This is a genomic window from Paenibacillus sp. RC21, from assembly GCF_044907935.1.
GTDB lineage: Bacteria > Bacillota > Bacilli > Paenibacillales > Paenibacillaceae > Paenibacillus > Paenibacillus terrae_A.
Map to the genome: position 1 here is coordinate 78,645 of NZ_JBIYCS010000004.1, position 19,031 is coordinate 97,675.

The following is a 19,031-nucleotide window of genomic DNA, read 5'->3' on the forward strand; positions in this document are numbered from 1 at the left end:
TCATATTCAGGAGGACTGTGCCGGGGCTTCATCCAGGTCATGCATATCGGTCAGACCATGCGTCGTCTTCTCCCAATAGAACGGCTTGGTAATGAGCTGCCAGGCTGCCTTCACCGCAGCAATACTCATAAGTACCCAATACAGCGGAGAGAGAAGCCCATATTTGACCATGGAATATGAAAATGTACGTTCACCGCGCTCTTCCAGTTCCCCGATGACCCAATACATTCCGGCCACGTTACTGAATACGAACAAAAAGTTACCGATATAAAATTCCGCGCTGGCCAGGTAATACACATATCCCGGGAACAGCTTGGGAATAAAGGCCATTTCCCAACCAAACCATAAAATCAGCAATCCCCAAAAAATTGGATTCAACAAAGGCAGCATCGGTGTCGCCAAAATCATTACCTGAAAGCCGAAAAAGCCTTTCCAGCCCACCTCACGCACCAACTTCACCGGATTGCGCATATGAACCAGCCATGTCTGCATATATCCCTTGATCCAGCGTGACCGCTGACGAATCCAGTTCCCTACGCGACTGTTCGCTTCCTCCCATGTACGGGAATCGACAATGGCGGTTTTGTAACCGCCTTTATACAGACGTATACCCAGATCGGCATCCTCGGTTACATTGTAGGGGTCCCACGCATTGATATCTTTGAGCACGGATACCCGAAAATGATTGGATGTTCCGCCCAAAGGAATAGGCGTATCTAACTGCATAATACCCGGCAGCAGCAGTTCGAACCACATACTGTATTCCTGCGTGAACCAGCGGGTCAGCAAATTTTGCGTACTGTTAAAATAGTTGAGCTTCGCTTGAATACACGCATAATGCTCAGGGAGCGAGTCGAACGCCGCAATGACCTTTTTTAGCTGGTCGGAGTCGGGACGATCCTCGGCATCATAAATAACCACAAATTCGCCGCGCGCCCGAATAAGTCCGTAGTTACACGCCTTCGGCTTGGTTTTGGGCAAGCCGTCAGGGACGACCAGTGTCGTATAATAGGCGGGCAGCTTCATTTCACGAAGCAGCTCAATGGTCTCAATATCGTCCTCTTCAATCAGCAGCCGCACATCCAGCTTGGATTTTGGATAATCAAGCTGCTCCAAATTCCGCAGCAGCATCGGAAGCACGCCCGCCTCCTTGTACATCGGTACGAGAATCGTATAGATCGGCAGCTTTTTCTCATCCATGGCGTCGACCTCTTCCTTCGTGAAGCGAAGCTGCGCCCCACGCCGGGAACCGAGATAAATAATACCAAATTTAAATAGCGTCATGGCAAAATAAAACAGCTGAATCAGCATATTGATGATCAGCACAGTATTCCAGCTGTTCCAGAAAAGACCGAGCAGCGTAATCACGCCCATCGCCGCGAACACCCACAGTTGTCCCTTCGTAAAGGTCGTGCGCGCCGAATTATGCGGCTCTTTTTCCAACAATCCGGTCGTGCTCTCCTGCATCATTTCTTCACCGTAGATCTTACCCCAGAGCTGCTCCATCTCTTCCTTGGTCGCCAGCACCTGCTCCACCGGCATGCCGAGAATGTCCTCCAGCTTCAAGCGCCGCTCTTCCAGCAACGGATCACTGACCGCCACAATATAGCGGTTCATATATTCATGAATGACGACCACGCCGTAAGCCATGGCCACCTGCTCGGGTAACTTATAGGCTGCATCCAGTGCCAGCTCTTCACCAATACGGCCGATCCGGTTCTGTGTAGCAATCGCGCGGTACAAATCCGCAGGCTCCAGCATTTGCAATGACAGCAAAATATCGCCGAGCAGCCCGCCGCTCTTCGCTTGGAACTCCAGTGCGCGCTCTAGCTGCTCTGGTGAAATATAGCCGTAACGTACCAGCATGTCGCCCAGTCGCTCTTTGGATTTATCACTATCCACCTGCTCCTGCAACTGCTCTGCGGTAATGAAGCCCATTTCTACCAAAATGTCGCCCAGCCTGCCACCGTAACGTTTTTGGTTTCGGATGGCGTCGGTAAGCTGGTCGCGGGTAATTATGCCGTTGTCCACCAATTGGTCTCCAAGGCGGGCCTTGCCGTTCCGTCCGTTCTGCATTCCCGTGGCGGCCTCTCCGCCTGCGGAACCAGGAGCGCTGGAGACTACTCCCAAGGCGGCTCCTGCCGCAGCCTGTTCCTGTTGGCCGCTAAGATATTGGACTTGCGCCTCCTGCGCTTGTCCATCCTGCACACTTTCATCCAGCAATTGCTCCACCGCTGCTGCCGTATCCGCCGCGCTCTGTAATGCCTGGATTCGCAGTTCCGTATCCTGAAGCCGCCGTTCCAGCTCCTCAATATGAAAATCCAGCTTGTATAACACCGGGGCCTGCTCCGTCCGCTGGGCCTCCAGTTGCTGCTCCAGTCGAGCGATCTGCTGACGCTCTTCTTTTATTCTTCTCTTCGTTTGGGGAATTGAAACTCCCCCAATCTGCCACCTCAGCCTGTCACCCATGGATTCCCGCCCTTTCAATCCAACGCCGCTCTTCTGCGAGCGCATCCGCAAGCAGCTGCTTCAACTCTGCATCCCGTTGCTTCTTCCGTTCCAGCGCCGCGTGGAAAAGCTCCCGTTCCTCGCGCAGCAACTTCTCGTCCTTCATCCGCTCTTCGTGCAACGAAGACACCAGCTGATCGGCGTCAGAAGCGTGATAACCGATCCATGCGCTCTTTAACTGCCGCGCCGTTCTTTTGCTTCTCATAATACCTCCCTGAACCGTCCGGACTCTGCCTCTTGATCTGTCCCTGCATCTATGGTCTTACGTCTTCCTGAAAGCAGGACATTCTCTTATTCTCATTTAAACCCTTCGTTTACACATTGATGCAAGTCTTCTGGTCAAGAGAGACCTGTAAAAACCTTACATTTATTCATTCGATACCAGTTCTGTCCTGATGAATTGGTAATGCAATTAAAAACTTAGTGCTATTCTACCATACTCGTAGTAGGAGTAGGTATACAATAATGTAAATTCTAGAAACTTTCACACTAATGCATACATAGGTATATAGAACTATTTAATGATTCCCGTGATTGCACCTGTCCAGGAAATCTTACGCAATCTATCAATGTTCAGATCACCATTAAAGCCAATCCCCCTCCTAATACTTTAAAAAGCACAAAAAGCACCGCGAACGGTGCCCTTGCTATCTTGATATCCTGCTTATGTGCTAAACTATTAAATTCTACACAGCGTCCCGCTGCTGTGCAAGAATTCTTTTAGCCTCATTAGTTACTCCGTTTGTGCCCTTCAAACCATGTAGACGTGCTGCTCAGAAGCTGTTCACTGCGTCCGATGGCTGCCTGTACCTGTCCGGTTGCAGTTCCACCGTATACATTCCGGGCATTAACCACCGCTTCCGGTTGAAGCACCTCATAGATGCGGTCGTCGAACAAGTCGGAAAACTGCTGGAATTCCTCCAGTGTCAGATCAAGCAAATACTTGCCATGCTGGATGCAATACAGTACCGTTTTGCCGATGACCTCATGCGCCTGACGGAAAGGAAGTCCCTTGCCGACGAGGAAATCTGCAATATCTGTCGCATTGGAGAAGTCCTGATTGACCGCTTGACGCATGCGATCCTTGTTCACCTTCATCGTTGCGATCATTGGCGCGAACAACTGCAAAGCCCCTTCCAGCGTAGCAACAGTATCGAACATGCCTTCCTTGTCCTCCTGCATATCCTTGTTGTACGCCAGCGGCAAGGATTTCAATACGGTCAGCAGTCCAACGAGATTGCCATAGACGCGTCCAGTTTTACCGCGTACCAGCTCCGGTACGTCCGGGTTTTTCTTCTGCGGCATAATGCTGCTGCCTGTGCAAAAAGCATCATCCAGCTCCACGAAGCCAAACTCCGTGCTGCTCCACAGCACCAGCTCTTCGCTTAGACGCGACAAATGCGCCATGATCAGCGAAGCTCCAGCCAGAAACTCTACGATAAAGTCCCGGTCGCTAACGGCGTCCAGACTATTTTCATACACGCCATCAAAACCCAGTTGCTCGGCTACAAAATGACGGTCTATCGGAAAGGTCGTTCCAGCTAAAGCACCCGCACCGAGCGGTAATACATTAATGCGCTTGTAGCTGTCTTTGAGTCGGTCAATATCGCGCTCCAGCATAGATACATATGCGAGCAAATGATGCGCGAACAAAATAGGCTGCGCCCGCTGCAAATGCGTATATCCGGGTACAATCGTATCCAGATTATCCTTCGCCTGCCCAATCAGTGCGGCTTGTACATCATGCAGCATACCGACCAGCGCCACCACACGTCCGCGCAAATACAAGTGCATATCCGTTGCCACCTGATCATTACGGCTGCGCCCGGTGTGCAGCTTCCCGCCAACCGGACCAATCGCTTCGATCAGATTTTTTTCGATATTCATATGAATATCCTCGTCCGAAACCGAAAATTCAATCTCCCCACGGCGGATACGCTCCAATACCGTGTGTAGTCCTTCCCTGATCGTATCCGCATCGGCCTGCGGAATAATCCCGCATTTGCCCAGCATGGCTACATGAGCCAAACTGCCCTGAATATCTTCTTCCGCCAACGCCTGATCAAACCCGATGGAAGCCGTGTATTCCTCTACCAGCTTGTTGGTCTGCTTCGTAAAACGTCCGCCCCATAGCTTACTCATTTTTGCAAGATCCCCTCTCTGCAATACAAGCCGCCCTCGTCACTTGGACAAGGACGGCCCGCATCCCGTACATTTTTAGGTAATTCATTTATTTATTATTTTTGGCTACCCCTGCATTGACCTTCAAGCGCAGGGCATTCAAGCGGATAAAACCTGTTGCATCCCCTTGATCGTAAGCTTGTGTCGGATCAGCTTCCATCGTCGCAATATCCGGGTTGTACAAGCTGACCGGACTTTTGACACCTGCGCCAATAATATTGCCTTTGTACAGCTTCACGCGCACGGTACCACTGACATTCTTTTGGCTCTCATGAACCAGTGCCTGCAAAGCCACACGCTCCGGCGCGAACCAGAAACCGTTGTAGACCAGCGTAGCATATCGGGTAATCAGACTGTCGCGCAGATTCATAACCTCGCGATCCATCGTGATGGACTCCATTTTGCGATGAGCTGTGAACAGGATCGTACCGCCCGGCGTCTCGTACACTCCGCGGCTCTTCATACCGACAAAACGGTTTTCCACCATGTCCACACGTCCGATGCCATGCTTGCCGCCCAACTCATTCAGCTTTTCCATAACCTGCAACGGGTTTAGCTGCTCTCCGTTCAAAGCGACACAGTTTCCTGCTTCAAACTCCAGCTCCAAATATTCCGCTTCATCAGGAGCATCCTCAGGTGCATTGCTGAGCAAGAACATTTCTTTATTTTCAGGAGCGCTCGGATCAAACCAAGGGTCCTCCAGCACGCCGCTTTCATAACTAATATGCAGCAGATTACGGTCCATGGAGTACGGCTTGGCCGCAGAAGCGGTTACCGGAATATCGTGTTTCTCCGCATAGGCAATCATTTCTGCCCGGCCCGGGAACTGATTGCGGAACTCTTCCAGCCGCCAAGGTGCGATCACCTTGATATCGGGCGTCAACGCCGCCGCGTTCAGCTCGAAGCGCACCTGATCGTTGCCTTTGCCTGTCGCGCCGTGAGCGATAGCTGTTGCACCCTCTGCAATCGCAATATCCACCATCCGTTTAGCGATCAATGGACGTGCAATACTCGTTCCGAGCAAATATTGTCCTTCATACAAAGCACCCGCCTGAAACATCGGATAAATAAAATCCTTGGCGAATTCATCACGCAGATCATCAATATACACTTTGGAGGCTCCCGTAGCGAGCGCTTTTTCCTCCAAACCATCCAGCTCTTCCTTCTGTCCGATATCTGCGGTAAACGCTATAATTTCAGCGTCGTAGGTTTCTTTAAGCCATTTCAAAATGACCGACGTATCCAGACCGCCGGAATATGCGAGTACGATTTTTTCTTTTGCCATGATTGAAAGTCCTCCCCGAATGCTTCTAGCCACTATCTTTCATTCACATCTGCATCTAAATCTACAGATCATCTTCCACAAATGCAATCTTTCTAACCATAAAACATAACTTCTTTATCCCATCAAAGCAACCATCAATGCTTTTTGTGCATGCAGACGGTTCTCAGCCTCATCAAAAATCACTGAATTCGGTCCGTCGATTACACCTGCGCTCACTTCTTCGCCACGATGCGCAGGTAGACAGTGCAGGAACAGATAATCCGGCTTCGCCAGCTTAACCAGCTCCTCATTCACCTGGAAGTCGGCAAAAGCAAGCTCCCGTTCCTTCTGCTCTTCCTCAAAGCCCATGCTCGCCCATACATCCGTGTAGATTGCATCTGCATCCTTTACTGCTTCTTGCGGACTTTGGGTAATCACAATCTCACTGCCGGTTTGCTTGGCAATCTCACGGGAAGCTGCCACAACACTCGGATCAGGCTCATATCCAGCAGGACTTGCAATCGATACATGCACGCCAAGCTTCGCTCCACCAATCAACAGGGAATGCGCCATATTGTTGCCGTCCCCGATGTAGGCCAATTTAAGTCCTTTAAGCTTGCCCTTTTGCTCATACAAGGTCTGATAATCAGCCAGCACCTGACACGGATGCGCCAAATCGCTCAAGCCGTTGATCACAGGAACAGATGCATAACGCGCCAACTCTACAACATTATCGTGTCCGAAAGTGCGGATCATAATGCCATCCAGATAACGAGACATCACCTGTGCCATATCGCTAATAGGCTCACCGCGTCCTAGTTGAATGTCGTTTTTACTGAGAAAAAGGGCATGACCGCCCAATTGAAACATGCCGACTTCAAAAGACACCCGCGTACGTGTAGAGGATTTTTCAAAAATCAGTCCGATCGTTTTCCCCTTCAGCGGCTGATAGGTTTCTCCATTTTTATGCTTGCGCTTGATTTCGATGGCGAGATCAATTAAATATTGAATTTCTTCGGTCGAGTAGTCGTCCAACTCAAGGAAGTCCCGCCCCTTCAAGTTAATTTGCTGCAATGCCCCGCCCTGGCTCATGCTATCGTCTCCTTTTACACTCTAATCTAGGCAGTTTAACCACCTAAGCAATATGCTCCTGAATCAACTCAGTAATAAGTTCTACAGCCTGATCTATCTCGTCCTTCGTTACATACAGGTTAGGCAACAGGCGAACCACGTTCGGTCCTGCGGTAATGAACAGAATGCCCTTCTTTTGTCCTGCCAAAACAAGTTCCGCCACAGGCTCAGCACACTCGATGCCGACCATCAGGCCTTTTCCACGGATATCCTTCACAAAAGGAATCTCTCCAAGCTGCTTTTGCAGACTTTGGAACAAATACTCGCCCAGCTCAGCCGCACGCTCTGGAAGTTTTTCGTCAATAATCGTTTCAATGGTCGCCTGAACCGCTGCCATAGCAAGCGGAGTACCGCCAAAGGTGGAGCCGTGACTGCCCGCCGTGAACGCTTCGCGCAAATATCCTTTGCCCAGCATCGCACCAACGGAAAAACCACTGCCCAACCCCTTCGCCAACGTAAAGATATCCGGCTCTATGCCGTAGTGCTCAAAGGAAAACAACTTGCCTGTACGTCCCATGCCCGTCTGTACCTCATCAATGATCAAAAGCAATCCATGCTCGTTGCAAAGCTTTGTAATCACGTCTACAAAAGCAGGTTCGACCGGATACATTCCGCCTTCTGCCTGCACCATTTCCAGCATGATTGCGGCCGTATTCTCGCTGATTGCCTCTTCGAGCGCAGCCTGATCGTGGAGCGGAACACTTTTGAACCCGGCTGGAAGCGGTAAAAAGCCTTCTTTTACTTTATCCTGACCCGTAGCGGTCAAGGTTGCCAGCGTCCGTCCGTGGAAGGATTGCGTGAACGTAATGATCTCGTAGCGTCCAGTCTGCTTCACCTTCTGGTGATAACGACGCGCCAGCTTGATCGCAGCTTCATTCGCTTCTGCGCCGCTGTTGCAGAAGAACACAGCATCTGCGCTGCTATTGGCAGTCAGTAGAGCGGCGGCCCGTTCCTGCCCCGGAATATGAAACAGATTGGATACATGCCATAGTTCATCAATCTGCTTTTTCAAGCGTTCAGCTACAGCCTGTGGCGCATGTCCAAGATTGGTAACAGCAATGCCTGACATGAAATCCAGATAACGCTTGCCCTGATCATCCCACAGCCAGCTTCCTTGTCCTTTGACCAGTGTGAGCGGGTATCTTGCGTAGGTTGGAAAAAGAGAGCTGTTTGTCTGCACAGCTGCGGATGCCTTTTCCGTTTCTGCTCCGGCAACGGTTCCGTTCGTACCTGGCGTTTCGACGCTCACCAGCGTATTTGCTTCCTTACTCATTATGTTCACGCTCCCTTTTCGCTTTGTTTTATAGACTGGTTTGTATAGGATGACTACTGCATACGCATGATGCGCGTTCCAATGGCTTCTCCACCCAGCACACGGCTTAATACCTGCGGTTCACTGCCGTTCACAATGACAACTTCCTTCACCTTGCCGTGGATGCAGGCAATAGCCGCTCTCACCTTAGGAATCATGCCGCCGTATATTTCACCTGTGCTGATCATATCCTCAATCTCCTGTACGGTGATGGAGTCCAGCACCTTCTTTTCTCCGCCAATCTTTTTCAATATGCCCGGCACATCCGTAACGACGATCATCCGGCTGACTCCAAGATGAGAGGCTACTGCACCCGCCGCTGTATCTGCATTAATGTTGTAGCGCTGACCAGATCTATCAATCCCGATGGGCGCAATAACGGGCATGTAGTTCATATCCAGCACACCTGTAATAATCGAAGCCTGAACAGACGTTACTTCTCCGACCCAGCCGACCTCTGCGGCATTCGACACAGGCTTTGCCTCGATTAAATAGCCATCACTGCCTGACAAACCCAGTGCTCGACCTCCGTGTATTCCGATTCTGCGTACAATCTGCTTGTTAATGCTGCCCGCCAGCACCATTTCCACGACATCCAGCACGGGTTCGGTTGTTTTGCGCAACCCGTTGATGAATTCCGTTTCGATGCCCAGCTTCGCCAAATTGTCGGAGATCGCAGGGCCGCCGCCATGTACAATAACAGGTTGAAGGCCTTCCGACTGCAAGCGGGCCAGATCGTCAAAGAAGGAATCAGGCAACGCAGCCAGCGTACTTCCTCCGCATTTCATCACAAAATTACGACGTGCCAATCCCGCATGATTTGCTTGATCCGCGTTCTCCACTGCCGATTGCATATAATCTCCCCTTTTCTCCTCTGCACAGTCCGTGCCATTTTACAATAATGCCAGCATTCCATCCGTGCTTATTCCGTTGTCTATGTCCGATATGCAGCGTTAATCCGCACGTAATCGTAGGTTAAGTCACAGCCCCATGCTGTGGCGGTTCCGTTCCCGTGATGCAAATCTACAATAATCCGCACCGTATCTCCCCGAAGGTAGGAGAGCGCCTCATCTTCATCAAAAGAGACCGGACTGGACGCGCTCAGCACAACAATATCACCCAAGCGGATGTCTACCGTATCCGGGTTGACCGGCTCTCCGGCCCGTCCGACAGCTGCAATAATCCGGCCCCAGTTCGCATCAGCTCCAAAAACGGCCGACTTCACCAGACTAGACCCGATCACTGTCTTCGCGATCGCTTGAGCAGATGCATCGCTTACCGCGCCGCTCACGGACACCTCTACCAGCTTCGTAGCGCCTTCCCCATCGCGGGCAATTGCCTTCGCCAGCTCACGGCAGATATAGGTGAACGCTTCGGCAAAAGCATCCCAATCGGGATGTCCTGCGTGCAGCTCACGGTTACCCGCCAGCCCGCTTGCCATCGCAATCAGCATATCGTTCGTGCTCGTATCGCCATCTACCGTAATCATATTAAAGCTGGTATCCGTTGCCTGCTTCAATAGCTGATGAAGTGCAGTCTGCCCAATCGCAGCATCACAGGTCATAAAAGCCAGCATCGTCGCCATGTTCGGATGAATCATGCCCGAGCCCTTCGCTGCTCCGGCAATGTGTATGGTCACGCCATCCACTTCAACCGCCACGCATGCTTCCTTCTTAACCAAGTCCGTCGTCAGAATGGCTTGGGTAAATTGCTCCGCTCCATCGCTTTCCCCGTTCACACGGCCAGGTAATGCAGATATGCCGCCAAGCACACGGTCCATTTTCAAATGCTCACCAATCACGCCCGTCGATGCAACCGCTACATTGCTCTCCGCAACACCCAGCTCACGAGCAGCAGCCGAGCGCATGGCGTAAGCATCTTGCTCTCCTTGCTGTCCAGTGCAGGCATTGGCGTTCCCGCTGTTCACCACGACCGCTTGCAGCCGACCATCCACGAGGCTCTCGCGAGTCACTTTGAGCGGTGCAGCCTGAAATACATTGGTGGTGTATACCGCAGCGGCTGTAGCCTCAACCTCGCAGCGAATCGCGCCGATATCGTTGCGGTCAGTATTTTTAAGTCCGCAATGCAATCCTCCGGCTGTAAAGCCGCGCGGGGTTACGATATTCCCCCCGTTTACTACCGTAAACCCTGATTTGCTCATAATTGTGTGCCCTCGTCCGCAACGCTTTCTATAAGTAACGGTTCTATTTGCGAATCCATTCCCGCCCGCTTACGTTTCCCGTTCCATGTTGTGGCTGCTTGCTGCTTTACGGATATACCGGTATGAAGCCCAGTCCGAGGTTCTCCTCCCATCCCATCATCAAGTTTAAGTTCTGAATCGCCTGTCCGGCAGCACCCTTCACGACGTTATCAATGACCGAAATAATCGTAAGGCGCCCAGTCCGTGCATCTGCTGCAAAACCGATATCGCAGTAATTGGAGCCAAATACTTCCTTCGTTGCTGGCCATACACCTTCACCGCGCACACGGACAAAAGGTTGGTCTTTATAATAATCCCGGTATAGCCCGATGAGATCCTGATCTGTGTAATCACCCTTCAACGTGACATAAATCGTACTCATAATTCCTCGGGTCATCGGAACCAGTTGTGTTGTAAACGTAATCGTAACGTCCTCACCCGCAATATCGCCCAAAACCTGTTCGATTTCAGGGATATGCTGGTGCTTGTTAATCTTGTAGGCTTTAAAATTCTCGTTCATCTCCGCATAATGCGAAACGAGACTTGTTCCCCGGCCGGAGCCGGATACTCCGGATTTGGCATCTACAATCAGCGTCCGATGGTCGATCCAATCTGCCTTCAACGCAGGGATAATTCCCAGCAATGTTGCCGTTGGGTAGCAGCCCGGATTAGAAATAAAAGAGACGCCAGCAAGCTTTTCTGCATACACCTCGCTGAGTCCGTATACGGCTTGCTTGAGATATTCGGGTGAAGCCGCAGGCTTTTTATACCATGCTTCGTACGTTTCCCCGCTTCGCAGTCTGAAATCCCCAGAGAGGTCAATGACCTTCAATCCGGCATCAAGAAGCTGCGGCACCAGCTTGGTGCTGACACCAGAAGGTGTAGCTGTGAAAACCAGATCAGCCTTGGCAGCCGTCTCTTGAACATCGACACCGTCCAAATCCTGAACCACAATGTCCGTCAGATGTGGAAACCCGTCACTGATCGGGACACCCGCGCTGGACGAAGAAATAACAGATACGATCTCTACCTGCGGATGATGAACCAAAAAACGAATGAGCTCCACCCCGCCATACCCGGTGGAACCGACAATTGCCACTTTTAGCTTGCTGCTCACAGACCTTCCTCCATTCCGTTCCTATGAAATATGTATTATTATACGACTCTATTCATATAAATACAACATACTCATGTAAAGTTATTCACCCAAATTTGAAGTGATTGTCTCATGCATTGGTATTTATTTAGATTGCTCATTTCTGCATCTGATGTTGAAGTTCCTATCAGAACCTGTATAAATACAAAAAGGGAAACCACGTTTTGCAAAAACGGAGTTCCCCTTATTTATTAGCTAAAACAAGCCTTTCGGCAGGCCACTTTGTTTCAGCCTTCCTTCTTAAAACCTTCACCCAATACTTCACGCGTATTACTAATGATCACGAAAGCATCCGGATCTACCAAGCGAACAAGCGTTTTGAGACGGGTCACCTCATTTTGGCCTACCACAACCATTAGCACAGGACGTTCTTCGTTCGTATAACCGCCTCGTCCAGCCAACTCCGTCAATCCCCGATCCAAGTCATGTAAAATAGCCTGTGTGATCTTTTCCTTCTGATTGGATATGATATAGGCCACTTTGGAGTAGCTTAACCCCATTTCCACGGCATCAATGACCTTGCCAGTTACAAACAAACCAATTAGTGCATACAGCGCCCGCTCCGGCGATAGAGCAAAGCCAGCCAGTGTGATGACTGTACCGTCCATAAGCATGACGCAGAGTGATAGGCTGAGGCCGGTATATTTTTGAATGATCTGCGCCAAAATAGCCAGCCCACCCGTCGAGCCTCTGCCCCGGAATACAGTGCCCAATCCCAACCCTACTCCGATTCCACCATACAGCGAAGCCAGCAACGGATTCGTTGTCGGAACTGCCCAATCCTTAGTTAGATAAACGAATAAAGGTAACATGATACTTCCCAGCAGGGAACGCAAACCGTATTTCTTTCCTAACAGCAGCACCCCCGCTATAAATAACGGAATATTCATTCCCCACTGCGTATAAGCTGGTTCCAGACCAAACAGATCCTGGCCCAAAATAGATAAACCCGACACACCCCCGGATGCAATTCGGTTAGGAAGCAGGAACATATTGAAGGTCAGCGCCGTAATGAAGGAGCCGAGCACAATGAGCAGAACATCCATCACATTGCGAGCGGGGCCGCTGGCGGCAATCAGAGGCCTACGGCGTCTTCGCCGAGCAGCGGGGAGATTCATTTGAGACATCTTTCGTATTCTCCTTTAATTTAAAAATACCGTGTACACAAAAATTCCTACAGTCCATAGGCACATGGCCTATGGGTCTGTAGGAAAACATACAGGCTATTATTCTGCGTCCAGCTTGATCTGACTGCGCAGGTAACCGTCGATGAACGGGTCCAGATCGCCATCCATGACAGCCCCTACATTGCCTGTTTCCACACTGGTACGATGATCCTTCACCATGCTGTATGGGTGGAACACGTAAGAACGAATTTGGCTGCCCCATGCAATATCGGACTGTTCCCCACGGATTTCGTCCAATTGTTGACGCTGCTCTTCAATTTTGCGCTCGTAGAGCTTGGAACGAAGCATCGTCATAGCCTGCTCACGGTTCTTGATCTGGGAGCGCTCATTTTGACAAGTTACAACAATGCCGGAAGGAAGATGCGTAATCCGAACTGCTGAATCGGTCGTGTTAATATGCTGACCGCCTGCGCCGCTGGCGCGGTACGTATCAATTTTAAGATCCTCTGTCCGGATTTCCACGTCCACATCATCCGCAATTTCCGGCACGACATCACAGGATACGAACGACGTATGCCGACGACCCGAGGAATCAAATGGAGAAATGCGCACGAGACGATGCACGCCTTTTTCTGCTTTGAGGTAGCCGTAAGCATTATAGCCCTTGATCAACAGCGTTACACTTTTGATCCCTGCTTCATCACCCGCAAGGTAATCCAGCGTTTCTACCTTAAAGCCGCGTTTTTCTGCCCAGCGTGTATACATCCGTAGCAGCATTTGACCCCAGTCCTGCGACTCGGTTCCGCCTGCCCCCGGATGCAACTCCAAAATAGCATTAAGCTTGTCATATGGCTGATTTAAAAGCAATTGCAGTTCGAACTCCTCAAGCTTGCTCAGCAAGGATCTGATACTGTTCTCAATTTCTCCAGCCAGTGTTTCGTCGCCTTCCTCATCAGCCAGCTCAGCCATCATCCCCGCATCCTCATATTCCTGACGGAGCTGTTCATAGCTGTCTACCGAAGACTTAACCGCGTTCATTTCCGCGATCACAGCTTGGGCTTTATCGTTATCATCCCAAAAATCAGGCGCAGCCATCTTTTCCTCAAAGTTTGCGATCATTTCCTGTTTGAGATCTAAGTCAAAGAGACCCCCTAAGGTTTGTTAGTTTCTTGCCTATTTCTCTTAAATCATGCTTAACATTTGGATCAATCATTATGTCATTCTCCTTTTGGCGATGGGTTAAGGGTTTAAAACTGTTATGAGTACGGCTGGGTGAGGAGACGCTACGCGAATGATTTGATCTTATGATCGCTGACACTTCTCCAGATTCAAATCCTTCGCTTCGCTACCGACCGCCGTAAAGTCAAACGGCTTTTAAATAACCGGGTGCTCCCCTGTATGGCACAAAATGGCCGACGGTCAGTTGGATAAACTGCCGCCTGCCATTATATGCATTACAGGAAATGAATGCTTCCCTAAATCCGTTATCTTCTGCGCGGACGCGAAGGGGCAGATTTCTTTTTAGGAGCAGCAGGTTCGCCACTCGTCGAGATTTTGTCTTCGTCGATGACAGCCTGACGCTCTTGGTTGGATTCAATTTGCGCCTTCATGATGTAAGTCGCTACTTCCTCCTGGATGCTGGCGATCATGGCATGGAACATTTCAAAACCTTCAAACTGGTATTCACGCAACGGATCGGTACCACCATAAGCACGCAAGTGAATACCTTGACGCAGCTGATCCATAGCATCGATATGATCCATCCATTTGCTATCCACTGCACGCAGTACAATAACTTTCTCGAACTCGCGTACCATGTCTTCGCCAATCGTCTCTTCACGTCTGTGGTATCTTTCGTTAACTTTCTCGAAGACCAGTTCAACGATCTCTTCTTTTTCTTTACCCCACAGGTCATCACGACTGATTGCATTTTCATCAAGCAGATTGTTATTCACATATTCTGCCACTTCTTCAAGTTCCCAGTTTTCAGGGATGTCATCGCCGCAATGTGCTTCCACCACACGCTCAATGACAGGCTTGATCATGTCGAACACGACTTCTTTAATGTTCTCGGATTCCAGCACTTCACGACGCTGTTTGTAAATAATAGTACGCTGCTGGTTCATCACGTCATCATACTGGAGAACGACTTTGCGCTGGTCAAAGTTGTTGCCCTCAACGCGTTTTTGCGCCGATTCGATAGCACGTGTAATCATACGACTCTCGATTGGTTGGTCTTCCTCGAAGCCCAAGCGCTCCATCATATTGAGTACGTTGTCCGCACCAAAACGCTTCATCAACTCATCGCCCAGCGATAAGTAAAACTGTGTAGACCCCGGATCACCTTGGCGTCCTGCACGGCCACGAAGCTGATTATCAATACGACGTGATTCATGACGCTCTGTACCGATGATGTGTAAGCCGCCAATACCCGATACGCCTTCGCCCAACACGATGTCTGTACCCCGCCCTGCCATGTTCGTGGCAATGGTTACTGAACCCGCTTCACCTGCGCGGGAAATGATTTCAGCTTCCTCGGCATGATACTTGGCGTTAAGCACTTTATGCCGTACTCCTTTGCGTTTCAGCATTTCGGAAAGAAGCTCCGAATTTTCAATAGAAATCGTACCTACCAATATCGGCTGGTTGTTTTTGTGGCGCTCCACAATTTCATCCACTACCGCATGGAATTTACCTTTTACGCTCTTGTATACTACGTCAGGCATATCCACACGCTGATTTGCCCGGTTCGTAGGGATCTGGAGAACTTCCAGACCATATATTTTTTTGAATTCTTCTTCTTCTGTTTTAGCTGTACCCGTCATACCTGCCAATTTGCGATACATACGGAAATAGTTTTGGAAAGTAATCGTCGCCAGCGTCATGCTCTCGTTCTGTACAACAATGTTTTCCTTCGCTTCAATCGCCTGATGCAAACCATCGCTGTAGCGACGTCCGGCCATCAGACGGCCTGTGAACTCATCGACAATCAGAACTTCGCCGTCAGCTACGACATAATCCACATCCAGACGCATAATAGCGTTAGCCTTCAAGGCCTGTACGATGTGGTGATTGATTGTAACACTTTCCTGATCGTACAGGTTCTCCAGTCCGAAGAAATTCTCAGCTTTGGATACACCGTTCTCGGTCAAAGCAACCGACTTCACCTTGATATCCAAGGTGTAATCTTCTTCAACATTCAGACTCTTCACAAAACGGTCAGCCGCAAAATACAGCTCTGTGGATTTCTGAGCTTGTCCAGAGATAATCAACGGCGTACGGGCTTCATCGACGAGAATCGAATCCACTTCATCAATGATACAGAAATACAACGGACGTTGTACCATCTGTTCTTTGTAGAGCACCATGTTGTCACGCAGGTAATCGAATCCAAACTCATTGTTCGTGCCGTATGTGATGTCGCAAGCATATGCAGCTTGCTTTTCTCCATGACCCAGACCAGACAAATTCAGCCCGACCGACATGCCCAGGAAGTTATAGATTTGTCCCATTTCTCCGCTGTCACGTTGCGCCAAATAGTCATTGACCGTAACCACGTGCACGCCTTTACCCAACAGTGCATTCAAATAAACCGGCAGTGTTCCCACTAGTGTTTTACCTTCGCCAGTTTTCATTTCGGCAATTCTACCTTCATGCAGCGCAATACCACCAAGCATCTGCACGTCATAATGACGTTTGCCCAATACCCGCTTGGACGCCTCACGAACGGTTGCGAAAGCATCCGGCAAAATCTCTTCCGCCGTAGTTCCCTGCTCAATCCGGGCTTTAAACTCCGCCGTTTTCGCTTGCAGTTCCTCATCCGATAGCTTCTCGAAATCCGGCTCTAATTTATTGATCAGCTCAACCGTCTTCATTAAACGCTTGACGTCACGTTCGTTTGTATCTCCAAAAATTTTCTTTACAATTCCTAACATGGTTTACCCCTTTCACGCAAAACAATTAATAGAATCAATTTCACAATAAGAAAGGGTCCATGATGAAATTGATCCCGATATGTTTGACAGGCCCGGCTATACCAGCCCATCGTGCGATGTTCTTTGCATAAATTGTAACAGTTTGTAGGACATGCCGCAACACAAGCCGCTCCCTGATTTGCATCCGGTTAAAGATACCAAAACAATTCACGCATGAAATACACATTTAGTTACGTTTATTTGCTTAAAATTTCATTTCATTTTCAGAAAAACATATAAAAGAGCCCTACCCCGCCAGGTTCGCAAGGATAAGGCTCGTCGTTAGTTTCATTCTTCCCAATCTCCAATGAAGCATGCTTTCAATCGGGAACCCTCTATTCATTTTAAAACATGATAAGTTCCTGTCTTACAGATTATTCCCGTTCGATCAGGCCGTATTTACCATCATTGCGCTTGTAAACCACGCTGACTTCTTCGTTATCAATATTGGCAAATACAAAGAAATTATGTCCAACCATGTTCATTTGAAGAATGGCCTCTTCCACATCCATCGGTTTCAATAAGAAACGCTTGGTGCGGACGACTTCCAGCTCATCCAATTCTGCATCTTCAGCAACAGCCACGCCACCTGCCGTATCTTCTACAAAAAGGGTTTTCAAGCTGCCCTCCTGACGAAATTTACGGTTCAGCTTGGTTTTATGCTTGCGAATCTGCCGCTCAAGCTTGTCTACCACGGCATCAATGGACGCATACATGTCGTCGCTTTCGTCTTCGGCACGGAGTACAAGCCCCGGCAAAGGAATGGTTACTTCTACAGTGTGCAAATCTCTGGTTGTGCTTAACGTTACACTTCCGTCAGACGTCGGGGGTGCATCGAAATACTTCTCAAGTCTGCTGAATTTCTTATCAACGTATTCCTTCAAAGCGTCGGTAACCTCGATCTGTTGACCTCGTACTGTTAAGTTCATAGGGCACGCCTCCTTTGCCCCTTCAGTATAACACATATGTTAACGCCAAGTAAAAAAAGCACCCGACATTTCGAAGCTATTTTACAAAATTCTTCTTTTTTCGCTAAAACGCTTCCTCAAACCTCATTTTTTGAAAAAGATCATGTTTTAAAGAGACACACATACACATGTGAATAATGAGCACATATAAAAATAGTTGCTCTGCTGCATCGTGACATTTATGTATTCCCGGCTTTACGTTCAGCTGCTTTAACGAAAAAGGAGGGGTGGCCTTTACACACTGAATCCGATGCAGGCCTGTGGTGGTATGCACGGCTTTCCTAAACTCACACTTAGCTCCAGCGCTCTGCGTGTCGGGCAGGAAGATACTTTGTCCTTTACCGTCAACGTAGAAAACATCGGCAACACTCCGCTGGAGGAGCTATTGCTCACCGCTCCATTTGCAGCCTAAGATTTCCTTTTGCTGTGAACGGTCACTGTGAGCTCTGTGTCGCTTCCATTTCCTAAGCTGCTCCAAGGTATCCCGTTGGCCGTCTTGACCCACCCTAGGGCCGTCATCGTCTTTTCCTTGGACATTGGATCCGCACTCCGTGCTTATCTAATCACTCAAGTCATCCTGCGCTATTAATTCCGCTTTCCAGACGGACGCTTAGAGAAGCAGTTGTGGAGATGGCTGACTTCGACGGTTCTGTCGAGTAGTTTTTCATTGTGCAGCTCCTTACATCGTGTAAGGGGCCTTTTTATATACCCAGAAAACATAAAAAAGCCCTGGAATACATTCCAGGGCAGTTGCTAGCGCGTTATCCATTGCTAACCATCTTACCAATTATGTAGGTCGGCTATGCCGGGGATGATTATAATTTGGTTACGTTAGCGGCTTGTGGTCCACGTGCGCCTTCGACAATGTCGAACTCCACGTCTTGTCCTTCTTCAAGTGTTTTGAAGCCTTCTGTTTGAATTGCGGAAAAATGAACGAATACGTCGCCGCCATCAGCAGTTTCAATGAAACCATAACCTTTTTCTGCGTTAAACCATTTTACTTTACCTTGCATGCACTAACATTCCCTTCGTCATCAAATGAAGTGAAGCTCTCGCCCACATTTCCGACTATACCATCCAAAGTTATCCATTGTCAATTGGAATTGATAATGTTTTCATACATAGTTATTCCAATTTTTATTTGTAAAGCACTCTATTCCTATAGATTGGCATGGTATAATAAGCAAAAGAGCCTACTATATTCATATAG

15 protein-coding genes are annotated in these 19,031 nt (G+C 49.2%); 1 reads left to right on the forward strand and 14 read right to left on the reverse strand.

Features of this window, described 5'->3' with window-relative positions; genetic code table 11:
* Positions 1-6: 6 nt before the first annotated feature.
* The 13 genes from ABIA61_RS13925 to hpf form a co-directional block, all read right to left on the reverse strand.
* On the reverse strand, positions 7-2,469 hold the full coding sequence (locus tag ABIA61_RS13925) for a cyclic di-GMP-binding domain-containing protein, MshE-related (protein ID WP_404580890.1): 2,463 nt from the start codon (positions 2,467-2,469) through the stop codon (positions 7-9).
* Positions 2,462-2,713 (reverse strand): hypothetical protein, encoded by a 252-nt coding sequence (locus ABIA61_RS13930; RefSeq protein WP_283653524.1) that lies wholly within the window; start codon positions 2,711-2,713, stop codon positions 2,462-2,464. Before ABIA61_RS13930 ends, ABIA61_RS13925 begins: the two co-directional genes overlap by 8 nt.
* Positions 2,714-3,237: 524 nt before the next feature.
* Positions 3,238-4,650 carry an argininosuccinate lyase gene (gene argH, locus ABIA61_RS13935; RefSeq protein WP_404519453.1) on the reverse strand — a complete coding sequence of 471 codons (1,413 nt, stop codon included), beginning with the start codon at positions 4,648-4,650 and terminating at the stop codon, positions 3,238-3,240.
* A gap of 88 nt (positions 4,651-4,738) precedes the next feature.
* Complete coding sequence (locus ABIA61_RS13940; protein ID WP_044646925.1) at positions 4,739-5,974, reverse strand: argininosuccinate synthase; 1,236 nt, start codon at positions 5,972-5,974, stop codon at positions 4,739-4,741.
* Between the two features lie 114 nt (positions 5,975-6,088).
* A complete protein-coding gene (argF, locus tag ABIA61_RS13945) occupies positions 6,089-7,045 on the reverse strand; it encodes an ornithine carbamoyltransferase (RefSeq protein WP_134912217.1) in 957 nt (318 codons plus the stop codon).
* 43 nt (positions 7,046-7,088) lie between these two features.
* The gene (locus ABIA61_RS13950) at positions 7,089-8,357 is read right to left on the reverse strand and encodes an acetylornithine transaminase (protein ID WP_283653526.1); all 1,269 of its coding nucleotides are present in this window, start codon (positions 8,355-8,357) and stop codon (positions 7,089-7,091) included.
* Positions 8,358-8,410: 53 nt separating this feature from the next.
* Positions 8,411-9,250: an acetylglutamate kinase gene (argB, locus tag ABIA61_RS13955; protein ID WP_283653527.1), complete on the reverse strand. Its 840-nt coding sequence runs from the start codon at positions 9,248-9,250 to the stop codon at positions 8,411-8,413.
* 80 nt (positions 9,251-9,330) lie between these two features.
* Positions 9,331-10,557: a bifunctional glutamate N-acetyltransferase/amino-acid acetyltransferase ArgJ gene (argJ, locus tag ABIA61_RS13960; protein ID WP_404519452.1), complete on the reverse strand. Its 1,227-nt coding sequence runs from the start codon at positions 10,555-10,557 to the stop codon at positions 9,331-9,333.
* Positions 10,558-10,663: 106 nt separating this feature from the next.
* Positions 10,664-11,713 (reverse strand): N-acetyl-gamma-glutamyl-phosphate reductase, encoded by a 1,050-nt coding sequence (gene argC, locus ABIA61_RS13965; protein ID WP_283653528.1) that lies wholly within the window; start codon positions 11,711-11,713, stop codon positions 10,664-10,666.
* A 266-nt stretch (positions 11,714-11,979) separates the two neighbouring features.
* Positions 11,980-12,879: a YitT family protein gene (locus tag ABIA61_RS13970; protein ID WP_283653529.1), complete on the reverse strand. Its 900-nt coding sequence runs from the start codon at positions 12,877-12,879 to the stop codon at positions 11,980-11,982.
* A 99-nt stretch (positions 12,880-12,978) separates the two neighbouring features.
* A protein-coding gene (gene prfB, locus ABIA61_RS13975) for a peptide chain release factor 2 (RefSeq protein ID WP_137060522.1) occupies positions 12,979-14,092 on the reverse strand; the annotation gives its coding sequence in 2 pieces (ribosomal slippage) (positions 12,979-14,019 and positions 14,021-14,092; 1,113 coding nt in all).
* A 271-nt stretch (positions 14,093-14,363) separates the two neighbouring features.
* The gene (gene secA / locus ABIA61_RS13980; protein WP_283653531.1) at positions 14,364-16,814 is read right to left on the reverse strand and encodes a preprotein translocase subunit SecA; all 2,451 of its coding nucleotides are present in this window, start codon (positions 16,812-16,814) and stop codon (positions 14,364-14,366) included.
* A gap of 413 nt (positions 16,815-17,227) precedes the next feature.
* Positions 17,228-17,782 carry a ribosome hibernation-promoting factor, HPF/YfiA family gene (gene hpf / locus ABIA61_RS13985; protein ID WP_137060524.1) on the reverse strand — a complete coding sequence of 185 codons (555 nt, stop codon included), beginning with the start codon at positions 17,780-17,782 and terminating at the stop codon, positions 17,228-17,230.
* Positions 17,783-18,089: 307 nt separating this feature from the next.
* Here hpf and ABIA61_RS13990 point away from each other — a divergent pair, with 307 nt between their 5' ends.
* Complete coding sequence (locus tag ABIA61_RS13990; protein WP_283653532.1) at positions 18,090-18,233, forward strand: hypothetical protein; 144 nt, start codon at positions 18,090-18,092, stop codon at positions 18,231-18,233.
* 403 nt (positions 18,234-18,636) lie between these two features.
* Here ABIA61_RS13990 and ABIA61_RS13995 read toward each other — a convergent pair whose 3' ends face one another.
* A complete protein-coding gene (locus ABIA61_RS13995; protein ID WP_013373372.1) occupies positions 18,637-18,834 on the reverse strand; it encodes a cold shock domain-containing protein in 198 nt (65 codons plus the stop codon).
* Between the last annotated feature and the right edge of the window lie 197 nt (positions 18,835-19,031).